This is a genomic window from Flavobacterium notoginsengisoli, from assembly GCF_042686225.1.
In the GTDB taxonomy this organism is placed as follows: domain Bacteria; phylum Bacteroidota; class Bacteroidia; order Flavobacteriales; family Flavobacteriaceae; genus Flavobacterium; species Flavobacterium notoginsengisoli.
The window spans coordinates 458,187-473,755 of the sequence record NZ_JBHUOT010000002.1 but is presented as its reverse complement, the minus strand read 5'-3'; the positions used below and the strand labels follow the sequence as shown (position 1 = coordinate 473,755).

Genomic DNA, 15,569 nt, shown 5'->3' with positions numbered 1-15,569 from the left:
CACAATATGGATATAGTAAAATTTAAAATCACATCAAAAACGATAAAAGTAGAAGTACGAAATTCGAATAACTATGTTTTTAATTTCAATACTGCCTTAGATATTGCAAAAGAAGACAAAGATGTTTTATTGAAACTATATCATGCATTGGATCTTTTATTTAAAAAAGAAAATCCAATCGAAACGAAGAACTACATTTCGCCTAATCAAACGAATATCTTGGATCAAATTTCTGCTGTTGAAGACTTAGATAGCGAGAAATAATCAATTAATAAAGATTTCCGGCTAAACTTCAATCTAAAATGGAATTAAAATTTAGAAAAGCAAACAAAGAAGATCTTTATCAAATTATCGAAATGCTTTCTGATGATAAATTAGGACAATTGAGGGAATCTTTTCAAAATTCGTTACCGAAAAAATATTTTGATGCTTTTGACATAATTAATAATGATCCTCATCAGGAATTAATTGTTATAGAAAACTGTGAAATCGAAATTGTTGGAACATTACAATTGAGCTTCATCCAGTATCTTACTTATCAGGGCGGTGTAAGAGCACAAATTGAAGCAGTCAGAATTAAAAAAGAATTTAGAGGAAAAGGATATGGAACTCTTTTTTTTGAATGGGCTATCAAAAGAGCAAAAGAAAAAGGCGCACATTTAATACAATTGACATCCGACAAAAAAAGACCTGAAGCCATTCATTTTTATGAAAAATTAGGTTTTACTGCAACTCACGAAGGAATGAAATTACATTTGTAAATCTTTCGTCTTTAAAATAACCAAAAAAACATTTATCATTTCTTTGTAACATTTTCCAATTATAGCGTCAAAATATAGAATTAAATTACGGTTCTTTGTAACTTATTGCATTCATAATATAAAACTGATAATTTTTGAATGCAATAATATTGAAACCAATGAGTTTAGATTAGTTAAAACTAGTCGCGATATTTTCGTTATGGACAATAAAAAGTTTATTTTAAGTTTAAAAAAAGGGAATGAAGCAGCCTTTAAAGAGGTTTACTTCAACTACTATGATAAACTGATCAACATTGCCCGTCGATTTAACCTTACCGTACTCACTCCTGATGATTTTGTACAGGAAAGCCTTTTAAGACTTTATAATAAAAGAGAATTATTAAATGAAGATGTTCTCTTTGATAAACAATTATTTACCATCTGTAAAAACATCATTATCAATCATGTGAACAGAGAAAACAAAATTGTACAACTTGATTCTTCCCAAGTTCACATTTTAGACGAAGAAACCGATTCAGGAATTTTTGAAGAAAGACAAGAAAAGCTTCAAAATTTCATCAATCAGCTTCCTGAACAGCAGCAAAAAATATTTACTTTACACAAACTGGAAAACCTTAGCTATAAGGAGATTGCAGAGATGACGGATCTTTCTGAAAAGACCATTGCCAATCATATTTATCTCGCCAGTAAATTTATTCGAAAAAAAATCGAAAACCATTAGGAACTTTTTTGTTCTCGTTTGTTATCTATAAAAACAAGAACAAAAAATGCATATTGAGGCTTATAAAACCAATGTTCGAACTAAAAAAGACGCCAGTTTGATTGTTGCTCTTTTACAGTTTGTTATTTCCGATTGTATTATAAATTTTGATTTCACCAAACGAGAAAGAATTCTTAGAATCGAAACCAATAGAGAAATAAAGGAAATGGTTTATGGTGTTTTTACCAAACAAGGATTTTATTGCAAAAAGCTCTAACACTTAACAAACATGGAAAAGGAAAACTTTGATGATGAGTTTGATAAATTATGGAACGAAACTCCTGCTTCACATTCAGATGAAATAAAAAAAGCATCATGGGACGAATTCCATTCTAAGGCTTTCGCCGAAAAGAAACGCAAATCGCAACCGTGGCGTTATCTCGCTGCAGCATCTGTATTGCTTTTTGTTTTGATTGGAACCGGAATTTATTTTAATAATCAGCCTTTAGTAGAAAATACAATTGCATCAACAGAAAATGTAATTGAAAATACAACTTCAAAAATTAAATATATTGTTCTTCCTGATAGTTCTAAAGTAGAATTGAGCCCAAATTCCAGAATTTCTTACGGCAATAATTTTGCTTTAAACAGAAAAATTCAGATTGATGGTGAAGCTTATTTTAAAGTAAAAAAAGACAAGCAGCATCCATTTCAGGTTTTCTGCGATGAAACAACGACTACGGTTTTAGGAACTTCATTTATAGTGAAAGAATCCGAAAATGAACAAATAACGGTTGAACTTTTTGAAGGAAGTGTTCAAATGAATGTAAAAGGTCAGAATCAAAAATGGATTTTAAAACCGGGCGAAAAATTTACCTATGGAAATCAAACTGCTTCGGTAACCGAATTCATTCGTTTTATAGATTTTGACAACGAAAAACTAACGAACCTCAGCAAATATATAGAAGAAAACTATGGTTATAAAATTATTCTTCCAAGTGAATATCTGAATCAGAAAATCACAATCCGAATCAATAAAAAAGAAGATTTAAAAACAATTGTACAATTAATATCAGAAATGTATAACCTAAACTTTGAGATCAATGAAGATTTAAAGCAAATTACTTTTCAGTAGAAAAGAAAAAAGGATGTAAGCCGCGAAACTCCACATCCTCCTCATATTCAGGATAACACGAGGTTATTCCAGTTAATAATTATTCAAAAATACAAAATTTCATGAAGCATATAATTTCAGCATGCTTTTTTTTATTCAGCTTATGTATGTCCGCTCAAAGCGTTACAGTAACTGTAGATCAAAATGTAACTTTAAAAGATTTTTTTAAACAAATTGAAACCCAGACAGATTATAAATTTGCTTTTACAGATCAAATTGACACCAATAAAAAATACTTTAATCAAAAAAATACTTTTAAGCAGACTGATATTGAAAAGCTTATTTCGGAACTAAACAAAACGGCATCTGTGCAATTTTCTATAGTTGGCAATAATATTTTTGTGAAACAGAAATCTCAGACAACTAAACCGGCTAAAAAAAAAAGCAAGTTAACCGGACAAATTCTTGATGATGAAAAACAGCCAGTTATTGGTGCTAATATTTATATTATAGAATTGGAAACTGGTACTGTAACGGACTTAAATGGAAAGTACAGCATCGAAATTCCGAATGGAAGTTACACCGTTTCTGTCAGCTATATTGGATTTAAGAATAAGGAAAAACAGGTAAATTTAAATCATGATACAAATCTCAATTTCAACATAGAATCTGACAGTCAGCAATTAGGAGAAGTAATCGTTACAGGCTCTAAAGCTGTAGATACAAGAAATACTCAAATGAGTGTCAATAAACTTTCGATGGAAGATATTAAGCGAATTCCGGCCGCAATGGGAGAACCGGACCCCTTAAAATCGATATTAACATTACCGGGAGTCACAAATGCAGGAGAAGCTTCATCTGGTTTTAACGTACGTGGGGGCGCGGCAGATCAAAATCTGGTATTACTGGATGGTGCTCCGGTATTTGGTGATTCTCATATGTTTGGTTTCTTCTCTATTTTTAATGCTGATATGATTAGCGGCCTGGATTTATACAAAGGCGGAATTCCCTCTAAATTTGGAGGAAGGGTTTCTTCTGTTCTAGATGTAAACCAACAAACGGGAGATTTTGAAAATTATAAAGTAAACGGAGGAATTGGCCTGATCTCAAGTCGTCTTCTGGTACAAGGTCCTATAAAGAAAGGTAAAGGCTCTTTTATAATTGGTGGACGTACTTCTTATGCGCATTTGTTTTTAAAATTAACAGATATTAATAGCTCGATTAATTTCTATGATCTCAATGCCAAATTAAATTATCGTTTTGATGCTAACAACTCACTTAGTTTCTCGGGTTATTTTGGAAATGACCGTATATTTTTTACAGATCAAATTGATATGAATTTTGGAAACACTATGGGAACTTTAAGCTGGAAACATAAATTCTCAGATAGTTTAGATACCAACTTGTCTGTTTTTTATAGTGATTATAAATTTAATCTTGACTTGTTAATTCAGGATTTCAAATGGAAAAATACGGTTCAAACATATGGTTTAAAATACAATTGGAATCACATTTTGGCTTCAAATTTTAAAATGAACTACGGAGTTGAAGGCACTTTTTATAATTTTAATCCTGGTACAGTACAGCCTACAGGTGCAAATTCGCAGTATAATTACCAACAACTGGACAAAAAATATGCTTTTGAATCTTCTGCCTACATGGACTTCGAGCATCAGATTACAGAGAAATTAAACCTTCGATACGGACTTCGTTACAGTTTGTTTTATCGCTTAGGAAGTGAGGAAATAAGTACTTATGAAAACGGAAATGCTGTAGTTTACAATCCGTTATACAATATCTATGAAAAAGGAACTCCAACAGGATCGATATCTTACAAAAGTGGTAAAACGATAAGTAAATTTGATAATTTTGAACCGCGAGCGGCGTTGTCATATTCTTTTAACGATGACGCATCTGTTAAGGCAAGTTACAACAGAATGACACAATATATTCATATGTTGTCTAACACACAATCGCCATTGCCAATGAACATCTGGACACCAAGCGGGCCATTTGCAAAACCGCAACTTCTTGATCAATATGCATTAGGGTATTTTAGCAATTTTAAGGATCGTGATTATTCTTTTGAAGGAGAATTGTTTTATAAAAAAATCCAAAACCGTATTGATTATGTAGACGGCGCAGATATCTTGGCCAACAATAATATAGAACAAGTTATCCTGAGTGGTAAAGCCCGATCTTATGGTATGGAATTATTGTTTAGAAAAAATACAGGCCGATTTAATGGCTGGGTTTCTTATACTTTGTCGAGAGCTGAACAAAAAACTCCCGGAAGAACTGCTCAGGAGCCAGGCATTGCCAACGGAGAATGGTATTTATCAGGTTATGACAAATTGCATAACTTAAGTGTTGTAGGTACTTATCAATACAGTCCAAAATGGTCTTATAATGCTAATTTTTCGCTACAATCTGGTCAGCCGGTAACGTATGCAAACGGATATTATGAATTTGACGGATTTAATGTACCAAACTTTTCGCAAAGAAACGGCAATAGACTTCCTCTTTACCACCACTTAGATTTGGCTGCAACTTACACGCCAAAACCCGATAAAAAGAAAGGATGGCAAAGCTATTGGGTTTTTAGTATCTACAATATCTACAACAGAAAAAATGCCGCTTCTATAACATTTTCTACAAACGATGACACAGGAATAAACGAAACCAAAAAGCTATCTATTTATGGATTGGTTCCTGGTGTTTCTTATAATTTTAAATTTTAACAATATGAATAAAGCAACAAAAAATAATTTTAAAAGTAAATTACTGACCATATTTAGTCTTCTTTTTGTTCTATTGTTATCTTCTTGTGAGGAGGTTGTAAATCTTGATCTTGAAACAGGTGAAGCCAAAATAGTAATTGATGCCGAAATTCTTTGGAATAAAGATACTGACGGAAAAACACAAACTATAAAAATCAGCAAAATGGCTCCTTACTACAATACCAGTACTCCAAAAGTTTCTGGAGCGCAGGTAAGAGTGGTAAATAATGAGGGAACTACTTTTACTTTTGCAGAAACTGATCCGGGTTCTTATGTCTGTACTGATTTTGTACCTGTTCTTAATATGGAATACACTCTTTTTATTGAGGCTGAAGGAAAAAGTTTTACTGCCGTTGAAAAACTTATTTCTGTAACACCAATTAATAAAATAGAGCAAAGATATATGCCAGATGTGGATGGCGATGACTTATTGGTACTTTCTGTTTTTTATAACGATCCGGCTGATCAGGAAAATTTTTACCTGACTTATTTTACTACCGATTTTCTAAAAATTCCTTATTATCTAATTTCTAATGATAAATTTTCTAATGGAAATGAAATAAAAGATGAATTCTCAGACACTGATTTAAAACCAGGAAAAACTGTAAAAATCGTACATCGCGGCATTTCTAAAAACTTTTTTAATTATATGAATTTGATACTTGAAGCATCAAGCGCAAATCCGTTTGGGGGATCGCCGGCAAATATTAGAGGAAACATTGTCAATACTAATAATAGTAATGATTTTGCTCTTGGTTATTTCAGACTTTGTGAAGCCAATACCGTTTCTTATACTATGCAATAAATAAATTGTTTATATATAAAAGACAAAATCCCTTAAATTTTTTTATTTAAGGGATTTGTTTTTTAGCAAGACTTAAAGTTCATAAATTATTCCACTTCAAAAATAGCTTGTATTTCTACCGAAGAATTAACCGGAATTGATGAAGCTCCAAAAGTGGCTCTGGCATGTTTTCCTTTTTCTCCGAAGATTTCAACTGTTAGATTAGAAGCTATGTTCATTAAATCGGCGTGTTTGGTGTAATCGTCTTTTGTATTGAAAATTCCTGTCAGTTGCACACATCTTTTTACACGGTTTAAATCACCGTCGACAGCTTCATTTAAAACTGAAATTACGTTCAACATAGTTAATTGAGTCGCATCTTTAACTTGTTGTTCGTCAAGATTCACTCCTAATTTTCCAGGGTTTAAAATTTTTCCATCTTTCAAAGCAACCTGATTAATAAATATCAAATTTCCCGTACGAACATAAGGCTGATAATTTCCTGCCGGTTTTGGAACTTGTGGCAATACAATATTTTTTTCTTTTAAAAGATCATTTATTGAAGTGGGTTGTTTTTCTGCTATTTCTTTTTTCGAGAAAGTTCCTTTTAATGCCAATGCCACTTTCGCGAAGTTTTTTCCTTGCAATTCTGCCAAATAACGTTCATCTTTTGTTGGTCTTGCAACATCTTTCAAAGAAGCTAAACTAGTCGTTCCCAAAACCGAATTTCCCTGCGGAATCTTTTTATCTATTTTTTCGTTTCCTCTAATTCCGTTAGAAACCAAAACCATTCCGTGTACGGCCAGACTATTCCAAAAAGATTGTAAAGCCAATTCTTTTCCTGCGCCACTTCCTGCTGACATAAATACGGTTGCAGGCATTCCTTCCAAACCATGATTCAACCATAAATCAACCGTTTTTGAAAGAAACTCGCTCATCCCTGTACTGATATTTCCGAAATATACTGGAGAACCTAAAGCAATTCCGTCGTAACTTGTTAGTTCGTCAACTGTAGCAACCGGCACATCTTTAAGTTTTGCATTTGCAGATACTTTTACTTGTTTGATAACTGCCCTAACGTTTGGTTCACTTTCAATTCCTTTGGCTATTTCTTTTGCCAATTCGTAAGTGCCTCCATTATCAGAATGAATAAGCACTAACACTTTTGCTGTTTTACTTTGTGCTGAAGTTATCGTATTTGCCATTGCTAAAATCGCTATTAATAAAAATTGTAATCTTTTCATGTCTTTGTAAATTAAATCTATTTACAAAATTAGCAATGACGTTTTTATTAACTTTGCCAAAAAGTATATGCAAAACGCCAATTTAAAATGCGGATTATCTGAAAAAACTGAAGGTCATTATGTCGACAACATTGTGACAAATGCTTATGTCTGGTATGATAAAAATTGGAAACATGATGATTATGAGCACAAGCATCATCGTTCGCAGCTAACTTTTGTTGAAGAAGGTTATCAATATTTTCACATGGATGAAAAAGTATATCTCGTCCCGCAAAATCATGTGATCTGGATTCCTTCATCTAAAGAACACCGAATTACTTCAGAATCTAAAACCGTTAATCTGATGATTATACTTTTTAAATCGGTTCCTGAAAAAGAGTTTTATCAAAATGTACATGTATTTTCAGCGCCTTCTGTTTTAAAAGAAATGATTTTATATGCTTCTAAATGGGATAAGGAATTATTTGATAATGAAGAAAAAACTAATTTCCTAAATGCGCTTTTAACAAGTCTGCCTTCCTTTTGTCAGGAAAATAATTCTTTGCAAATTCCGGTTTCGGCAGACAGTCGTTTGATTCCTGTTTGTAACGAAATCAACAAAAACTATCAATACGCTTTTGATATTGATGAATTGGCAAAACTGGCTCAAATGTCGGTTCGAAGTTTACAGCGTATATTTAAACAGAACACCAATATTACGATTCAGAAATATTTACAGTTAATCCGGATTCTAAAAAGTATTGAATTGCTGGATACCAATCAATATACTTTGACCCAAATTGCTTTTATGGTTGGGTATAAAAGTCTATCGGCATTTAGTACTTCCTATTTTGCTGTGATTAAAGAGAAACCAAGGGTTAAGAAATGATTTCATTTATAAAATGTAATGCAAAAAATTATTCTCTATTTTATCCAGCCAGTCTTTTTTCGCCACTCCTCGATTTCCTGTTTTCTTTTTTCAAAATCTAATGGTGGCAATTGATTTTCATCTTTAATTCTTCTTCTCATGATCTCAATTTGTTCTTCCAAAGTATTGAAACCAATTTGTTTTCTTCTTTCGTTTACTTTGGTTAAATCATCAAAGAAATTGGGGCTCATCTCGCCGTTTACATCCCAATCAAACTGAGTTCCGTATAACTGAGGCTTATCTTCAAAAACAGTAATTCTATCCGAAAGATAAGCCAGATTTATTGGATCTGCTTTATTTTCGTTAACTGCTTTTTCTAATTCTTTGGCACATTTTCGCATAAAGTCTGGCTGTGCAATTGCATGCTGAATTATAATCCATGCGCTTTGGCTGGCTTCTTCTCCAACTTTATCTATTGACGGATAACCAATTTGATTTATTATAGCTTCTAATTGCTTTGCATTTTCATTATGCAATTTTTCCATTTCCACATTATATCCTGCTGAAAGCTGACCGTTTTGAATGAGTTTTTCTCTCAATTCAAAATCGGCATTTTTGAGTTCGATTATTTTTTCAGCTATTCTTTGATAATTCATTTTATCATTATTAAAATCTTCCAACGCGCTCTTTTAACAACTTAAAATACTTCTCTTTCATATCTTCAGACAAAAAGGAAATTTCAATCAATTCATTCCATTTTTCCACATTCTGAAACATTTTCTTTACTATTTCCTCAATAACTTTATCAGTTAATCCTAATCGGTCTTTTCCAAAATAATCAATTAGATCTGCCGATTTAAAATTGCTTTTTTTGCCTTTTAATTTTAGAGCCATTTCTTCCTGAGGATTTTTTATCGCAATAGAAGAGTTTAGAAAATCATAAGCAGGTGCTAAAGTTGTTTTTCCTGATTTTGTAATCAATGAAAAGTTTTTCAGATGCATATCTTCATTCCCTGTCACGAAACAAAATAATACTCTTTTAAAAAGTTCCGCTTTTTCAATGGAAGGAAATGTGCAGAAATCATCCAAAACCTTTATAATTTTCTCCATTGTAAAATTGTACTTGGTATCTCTGGAACTTCCTGTTAATTGTGCAAAATCTTCTGTGGCAAATTTTCTGCCTTTGCTGTAACGATCAAATCTTTTTATAAAATATGATTTTGAATCATCTTTAGAATAAACCAATCCATGAAGCGGCACTTCGATTCCGTAAAGTTTTGCCATACGCATAGTAAGATCTTCATTCTCTGGTAGCTCAGGAAAAATATCACTTTGAGGTTTGATAATGAAATTACCAAACTGATCTACGATTTCGAATTGTTCTTTTTTAATGGACAAAACAGCACTCAATTTAGGCTGAACACCTTGTATAGACAATTTACTGGCTCTATTAACCGCTTCTTGTCTCTGCTCTGATGCAGAAAAAGGAAGATTATGAAAAGAATTCAATTTAGGAGATAACATTCTTAAACCTTTACTACTGTATAATCCATCTCTACATAATTCATATGTTATTGGGCACCTATTCATAATCAACTTCTTTTACTGTTACCGCTCCCACTAAATCGCTTCCAGTTGCAATAAGTTGCGAAAAATAATCTTTCGTGTCTATTTTATTTATTTTTAAAAGTCCCTCCAGCATTATACCTTCTGGAAGTAATCCTTCAAAAAATGGTGGAAAATTTGAAAAAGAATATTTTTTATGAGCAACTGGCATTGTAAGCGAAACTGGTTCTGCTACATAATCATTATCATATTCAAATAGATAGCTGCCATTTTCTTCTTCTACAAGCTCGCCAGCTCTTACACCATGTACATAAACAATTGCTTTTCTCATCTCTTATTTTTTTAGTGGGCTAATAAATTGCACGTCAATATTCAAAACATTTAGAATCGCTTTTAGACTATCCCATCTCACAGATTCTTTATTTTTTTCAACATCAAATACAGTTGTTTTTCCTATACCTGCTAAATTTGCTAATTCAAGCTGTGTTAATCCTGCAGTTTTACGATGCTCTTTAATTAATTGTCCTAAATTAAAATCATTCATAATTACCGTTTTAACAGTAAATATATTGATTTTTTAAACACAAAAAATGAAATAGAGATATTTTTACCATTTTTTACCGCTATAACAGTAAAAATACACATTAAACAATCTTTTTTTATTCTTTTCAATCTGATTAACGAATATTTACTGCTACAACAGTAAAAAAGAAAAACCTTCAAAATCATTTCTGACTTTGAAGGTTTTTTCAACTCTATTTAAACTATTAACTTATTTATATTCTTTCTCTTTTTGAGCATACCAATCTTTCATCACGTAAAAAGCTTTCTTTTTTATTCCCTGATCCGAGATTAATCCTTTACGGTTGAAGAAATCCTGAATGTTTGGCAACTGTCTTCTTGGAGATCTAAAATCTACGAGAATCCAAGGCGAAACTCCTGCCAAACCTTCAATTCTATTAAACATTTGTGTATTCTGAATGTATAATTCTTCCTGATATTCTTCGTTCCAGCGTTCTTTTTTGTCGCCGTGAAGTCCTTGCAATGCTTCGCCTCCAAATTCACTAATAATAACGGGTTTATTGTACGGAATTACCCACTGCATATCTTTACATGATTCGTTTGTTCCTCTGTACCAGCCTAAATATTGATTGAAACTTACGATATCTACAAACTCATTCATATTATCATGAAGTGTATTTACATTGTTCGGACTTTTGGTCACTTCCATCGCCATGCTGATTAAACGAGTGTTATCCTGCGTACGAGCATATTTTGCCAATTTACTCAGGAAAATATCTCTTTCTTCACTATGTGGTGTTTCGTTTGCAATTGACCAAATCACGATACCACAACGGTTTTTATCTCTGTAAATCATATCGTGTAACTGTCGTTCTGCATTGGCATACGTATCCGGATTTGTCCATGAAATTGTCCAGTAAACCGGAACTTCAGACCAAATCATAATTCCCATTTTTTCGGCTTGTCTGACCATATTTTCGTTGTGCGGATAATGCGCCAGACGAACATAATTACAGCCTAATTCTTTTGCCCAATTCAGTAACGTAATAGCATCATCCTCTGACCAAGCTCTTCCCGATCTGAAAGGTGCTTCTTCGTGTATACTGATGCCGCGTAAAAAGACTTTTTTTCCGTTTAAAAGAATTTCTTTTCCTTTGGTTTCAATAGTTCTAAAACCAATTTGATCTACAATATTTTCATCAGCTTTAGAAATGGTTACCTCATATAATTTTGGTTTTTCAGGTGTCCATAAAACGGGATTGGCTTTGATTTCAAAATAGGCCATTCCTTTTGCATCTGTAGTAACGCTCTTTTTGATTTTCAATTCTGGAATTGAAACAGAAACCGACTCATTTGCTGTTTCACTATTCAGTTTTATCCAGCCGGAAATCTTTCCTTTTTCTTTTTTATCCAATTGAACTAAATAATCTTCGACATATGTATTTGGAACTTGAGCCAAAGTTACGTCTCTTGTAATGCCACCGTAATTCCACCAATCCATATTTACGGTTGGTACATTGTCTTTATGACGTTTGTTATCGACTTTTACAACTACGAAATTGTTTCCGTCTACCAATAAATCGGTTACATCAAAATTGAAAGGGGTGTAACCGCCCACATGTGTTCCAGCCAATTTTCCGTTTACATACACTTTTGCATCGTAATTGACTGCTCCGAAATGAAGAATCCCTTTGGTTTTAGTATCTTTTTTATAATTAAAGTCTTTCTGAAACCAAACAGTTCCTTCATAAAAAAACAATCTTTCGTCTTTGCTATTCCAATCTGACGGAATATCCATTGTGGCAGAAGTGGCGAAATTATATTCGGTTAAATCTGTGGTGTTCCATTTTTTGTTTTCGAAAAATCCGTTGTTTTTAAAAGGCATTAATCGGTAATCGTAATATCCATTTTCCAAAGGATCTACGATATAACTCCATTTTCCGTTTAAGGTAATATTGTTTCGGGCCGCAATATTGGAAACTAATGGAACTTCCTGCGCCATTGCTTTTCCCATCAATAGAAAAGTACAACACAGCATTACAATTTTTTTCATAGTTTTTATTTTTAATTATCTGATTTAATTCAGGAGCTGTATGAGGACACTGATTAAACGGATTCGTTATCACGAAGACGCGGATAAAAACGGATTTTTTTTCAACAAAATAAAATCTGTTTTTTTCTGCGCTTTTGCGAATGCAAATCTGTTTTATCCGCGTTCTATCTACGCAAACTAATTTATCTGCTGATCTGCTAAATCTGCGGGCGGAAATTTCTCTCGCAGATTTGGCAGATTAAGCAGATTTTATTTTTTAAACACATAGAAACATAGGTTTTCTTTGTGTGCAAAAGGCGTTTCACTTGCATAAATACACATAGCTGGATTTTACTAACAAAGTTTAGCTATGTGTTAGAAACTAGTTTCTTTTAGTATCCTTTTTTCAAGTCTAAAAAATCTATGTTTCTATGTGTTTAAACTTTTACATTTTATCAAAATAACGCGTCAATTCATAAGCATTATCATTAATCACTTTCATGTCTTTTAACAATGGCTGATACGGTTCGAAATTACTGTTCACAATTCCTTTATTTGAGTCTCTGTTCGAATAATCCGTACTTAAATCGAGCGGATCGTTATCCATATATTTGAACCAATGCCAGCCTACAGAATTTTTGTTTTTCAGCAATTCCAAAGTGAAATTCTGATAGAAAAGCCCTCGTTCTTTCTGTGTTCGAACCAGCCATCCAGCACCTGTATTATTGGGCAAACCTGAATCTTCTCCTTTGGTGTACCATTCTGTAATTAAAAACGGTTTTCCTGACCACTCGCCCCAATTGTTCATTAAATCCTGACTTGGTTCCCATTTTCTGTAATGATTGATGGAAATAATATCCATGTACTTTCCTGCCACTTTAAAAATCTCCGGATTGGTCAATTCCTGCTCTTTATCCTGATTGAAACGGCATCCTAAATACATGTGGTTGGGATCTGCTTTTCGAAGTGCTTCCGTTACCTTTTTCATGTAGGTTTCAAAATAAAAAGCGGTAAAAGCCATTCGGTCTTCCTGAGTAATATCCGAAGCGGAAGCATTAAAACCTTTTCTTTTATCTAACCATTCTTTTGCAGCAAGATATCCTTGTTCATCTTTGGCCAATAAAGTTAAATGTTTATCTAATGCGTCGTTATACCAAGGAAGTTCATTATCAGTAAAATAACCCATCAAATACTTATCATTTTTGTACTGCGCAACCTCTTTTACCGATTTTTCGATGTAAGCGTCAAATTCTTTATCAAAAACCATTACCAGATCAAAACGGTAATTCTGCCAGCTGGCTTCTTTGTATTTTCCGCCGTATTTCTTGATGTGATCGGAATGATACATTCCCATTGGCGAAATAATCACGGTATAAACCAACGGATTTTCAGCATTTCGAACTAAATCAACATTTGACCACGCTCCGACGCCGTTGAATCCGTTATCGCGAAGTAGTTTTGATTCCTGTTTTACCCAGTTTTCTTTGCTTCCGTATTTTTTATCAAAAGCTTTCTGCTGATTTACCGAACGTCCTGCATTGAAAACTGCAATTCCTTTATAGATATACGGATAACCTTCCGGATCAATAATCCACCATCTGTTGTCTATTTTTTCGGTTCTGAAAAATCCTGTTGCTTCTTTCTGCCAAACTTTCGATCCGCCGTAAATTGAAGTCGGTTCTTGCTTTTTTATTTTAAATCCAGGCAGTTTATCAATGGTTTTAGCATCATAAGCCACCCATTTTGGATCTAAAGCATTTTGTCTGGCTTCAACTTTTTGATAGGTAATTTTATTCTGAGCATTCAACGATATGACACTTGTAAAACAGAACAATACGCAAATGGAATGTTTCTTTAAATTCATTTTTTAATTATTTTTTTGAGAGGAAATAGCAGCTCTAATTTTTAACACATAGTCCCAATAGCTATCGGGATAGATTTACTTTGAGCATAAAAGGCGTTTCACTTGCATAAATGCACATAGCTAGATTTTATCTGCTGATCTGCGAGCTGATATTTCTCTCGCAGATCAGCAGATTTTATTTTTAAACACATAGAAACATAGCTCTACTTTGAGCATAAAAGACGTTTCACTTTCATAAATACACATAGCTGGATTTTACTAACAAAGTTCAGCTATGTGTTAGAAACTAGTTTCTTTCTATACCCTTTCCAAGTCTAAAAAATCTATGTCTCTATGTGTTTAAAAAAAATTATTTAGATAAATAAATGTGGTCAAAATCGAAAGTATAGTTGTTTAAAGCTCTTACATCTTCCGGATCAACGCTTCTTAATACTAAGATATCTTTGATCTTGGTTAAGTCTAATGCCGGATTTTGCTTTTTGTATTCTGCAATTGGAATTTGAACCATGTTCCAGCTTCCGTCTCTTTTCAGTCCGTACAAATTGCTTGTTGCATCAAATTCAACATAACCAGTATTAGTCGCATCTTTCATTCTAAATCTGATTTTTCCAGTACTTGTAGTTCTTACTGCCATATTGATATAAGTGTAAGATGAAATATCTGTGAAATTGACAAACTGCAGAATTGCCATTGCCCATTTTGCTTCTGCTGCAGGCGGAGTTGCCGGAAGAGAAAAGTTTCTGTAAGCGCCTTCATATCCATCTGTTGCTACTTCTTTAATTACAAACTGATTGCTTGAAACCCAATTTAAAACGGGAGCCGTTTTGGTAAAATCAGGATTTTCAGAATAGATTTTAAGAGCATCGGCCGGGATAACAATTGGCGGCGTAGGTGGTGCTTCTACCTCAACTGTGAACGTTTTCTTTTGAATGGTGTTATCTACAAAAGTGATTTCTAAAGTAGTTGTAAAAGTTCCTGATTTGGTATATTTTACTTCAACATTTGGTTCAATTGAAGCTCCCGGAGAACCACCCTGAAAAGTCCATTTTATGGCACGCACTTTTGTTGACGAATCGGTATAAGTTACTGTTTCCCCTCCTTGGATAGCTGTATTTGTTGAAGTCGCATTTAATTCTCCTTTTTTATAAAGATATACTTCGCGTACATCGTCTTCGCAGGAAAGCAAACCTACAAAAAGCACTAAAAGGAAATATTTTAATCTCGGTATATGGTTTAGTTTTATGGTCATGATTTTAATTTTTTTGGTTATTTTTTTATAGAAAATAGAACATCGATTATAGAGAAAAGACTTTTTTATTTTGAAGAATATAGAGAATAGAACATAGAAAAAAGAC

At 33.1% G+C, this 15,569-nt stretch carries 16 protein-coding genes; 8 read left to right on the top strand and 8 right to left on the bottom strand.

The features are described from left to right. Positions 1–6: 6 nt before the first annotated feature. The 7 genes from ACFS3A_RS07425 to ACFS3A_RS07395 all read left to right on the top strand — a co-directional run bounded on the left by ACFS3A_RS07425 (position 7) and on the right by ACFS3A_RS07395 (position 6,160). Complete coding sequence (locus ACFS3A_RS07425) at positions 7–264, top strand: hypothetical protein (protein WP_379824726.1); 258 nt, start codon at positions 7–9, stop codon at positions 262–264. A 38-nt stretch (positions 265–302) separates the two neighbouring features. After that, positions 303–761, top strand: a complete 459-nt coding sequence (locus ACFS3A_RS07420) for a GNAT family N-acetyltransferase (RefSeq protein ID WP_379824724.1) — start codon at positions 303–305, stop codon at positions 759–761. A 199-nt stretch (positions 762–960) separates the two neighbouring features. Next, the gene (locus ACFS3A_RS07415; protein WP_379824723.1) at positions 961–1,482 is read left to right on the top strand and encodes an RNA polymerase sigma factor; all 522 of its coding nucleotides are present in this window, start codon (positions 961–963) and stop codon (positions 1,480–1,482) included. A 46-nt stretch (positions 1,483–1,528) separates the two neighbouring features. Further along, a complete protein-coding gene (locus ACFS3A_RS07410) occupies positions 1,529–1,738 on the top strand; it encodes a hypothetical protein (protein WP_179008074.1) in 210 nt (69 codons plus the stop codon). Positions 1,739–1,750: 12 nt separating this feature from the next. After that, entirely contained in the window at positions 1,751–2,596 is an 846-nt protein-coding gene (locus ACFS3A_RS07405; RefSeq protein WP_379824722.1) for a FecR family protein, read from the top strand. Between the two features lie 101 nt (positions 2,597–2,697). Continuing rightward, positions 2,698–5,316, top strand: a complete 2,619-nt coding sequence (locus ACFS3A_RS07400; protein ID WP_379824721.1) for a TonB-dependent receptor — start codon at positions 2,698–2,700, stop codon at positions 5,314–5,316. 4 nt (positions 5,317–5,320) lie between these two features. After that, a complete protein-coding gene (locus tag ACFS3A_RS07395; protein WP_379824720.1) occupies positions 5,321–6,160 on the top strand; it encodes a DUF4249 domain-containing protein in 840 nt (279 codons plus the stop codon). 86 nt (positions 6,161–6,246) lie between these two features. On the opposite strand, the gene ACFS3A_RS07390 is transcribed toward ACFS3A_RS07395, so the two are convergent. Then, a complete protein-coding gene (locus ACFS3A_RS07390; protein WP_379824719.1) occupies positions 6,247–7,383 on the bottom strand; it encodes an Atu1372/SO_1960 family protein in 1,137 nt (378 codons plus the stop codon). Between the two features lie 67 nt (positions 7,384–7,450). Here ACFS3A_RS07390 and ACFS3A_RS07385 point away from each other — a divergent pair, with 67 nt between their 5' ends. Next, a complete protein-coding gene (locus tag ACFS3A_RS07385) occupies positions 7,451–8,251 on the top strand; it encodes a helix-turn-helix domain-containing protein (RefSeq protein WP_379824718.1) in 801 nt (266 codons plus the stop codon). 35 nt (positions 8,252–8,286) lie between these two features. Here ACFS3A_RS07385 and ACFS3A_RS07380 read toward each other — a convergent pair whose 3' ends face one another. The 7 genes from ACFS3A_RS07380 to ACFS3A_RS07350 form a co-directional block, all read right to left on the bottom strand. Continuing rightward, on the bottom strand, positions 8,287–8,886 hold the full coding sequence (locus tag ACFS3A_RS07380) for a DUF6624 domain-containing protein (protein ID WP_379824717.1): 600 nt from the start codon (positions 8,884–8,886) through the stop codon (positions 8,287–8,289). A 10-nt stretch (positions 8,887–8,896) separates the two neighbouring features. Next, positions 8,897–9,820 (bottom strand): HipA domain-containing protein, encoded by a 924-nt coding sequence (locus tag ACFS3A_RS07375; RefSeq protein WP_379824716.1) that lies wholly within the window; start codon positions 9,818–9,820, stop codon positions 8,897–8,899. Then, positions 9,813–10,127 carry a HipA N-terminal domain-containing protein gene (locus ACFS3A_RS07370; RefSeq protein WP_379824715.1) on the bottom strand — a complete coding sequence of 105 codons (315 nt, stop codon included), beginning with the start codon at positions 10,125–10,127 and terminating at the stop codon, positions 9,813–9,815. The genes ACFS3A_RS07375 and ACFS3A_RS07370 overlap by 8 nt, the downstream gene beginning before the upstream one ends. 3 nt (positions 10,128–10,130) lie before the next feature. Then, a complete protein-coding gene (locus ACFS3A_RS07365; RefSeq protein WP_379824714.1) occupies positions 10,131–10,340 on the bottom strand; it encodes a helix-turn-helix domain-containing protein in 210 nt (69 codons plus the stop codon). A 228-nt stretch (positions 10,341–10,568) separates the two neighbouring features. Next, complete coding sequence (locus ACFS3A_RS07360; RefSeq protein ID WP_379824713.1) at positions 10,569–12,371, bottom strand: glycoside hydrolase family 2 protein; 1,803 nt, start codon at positions 12,369–12,371, stop codon at positions 10,569–10,571. Positions 12,372–12,795: 424 nt separating this feature from the next. Next, the gene (locus tag ACFS3A_RS07355) at positions 12,796–14,214 is read right to left on the bottom strand and encodes a hypothetical protein (protein WP_379824711.1); all 1,419 of its coding nucleotides are present in this window, start codon (positions 14,212–14,214) and stop codon (positions 12,796–12,798) included. Between the two features lie 349 nt (positions 14,215–14,563). Further along, positions 14,564–15,463, bottom strand: coding sequence for a PKD domain-containing protein (locus ACFS3A_RS07350; protein ID WP_379824710.1), 900 nt, complete (start codon positions 15,461–15,463; stop codon positions 14,564–14,566). Positions 15,464–15,569: the final 106 nt, after the last annotated feature.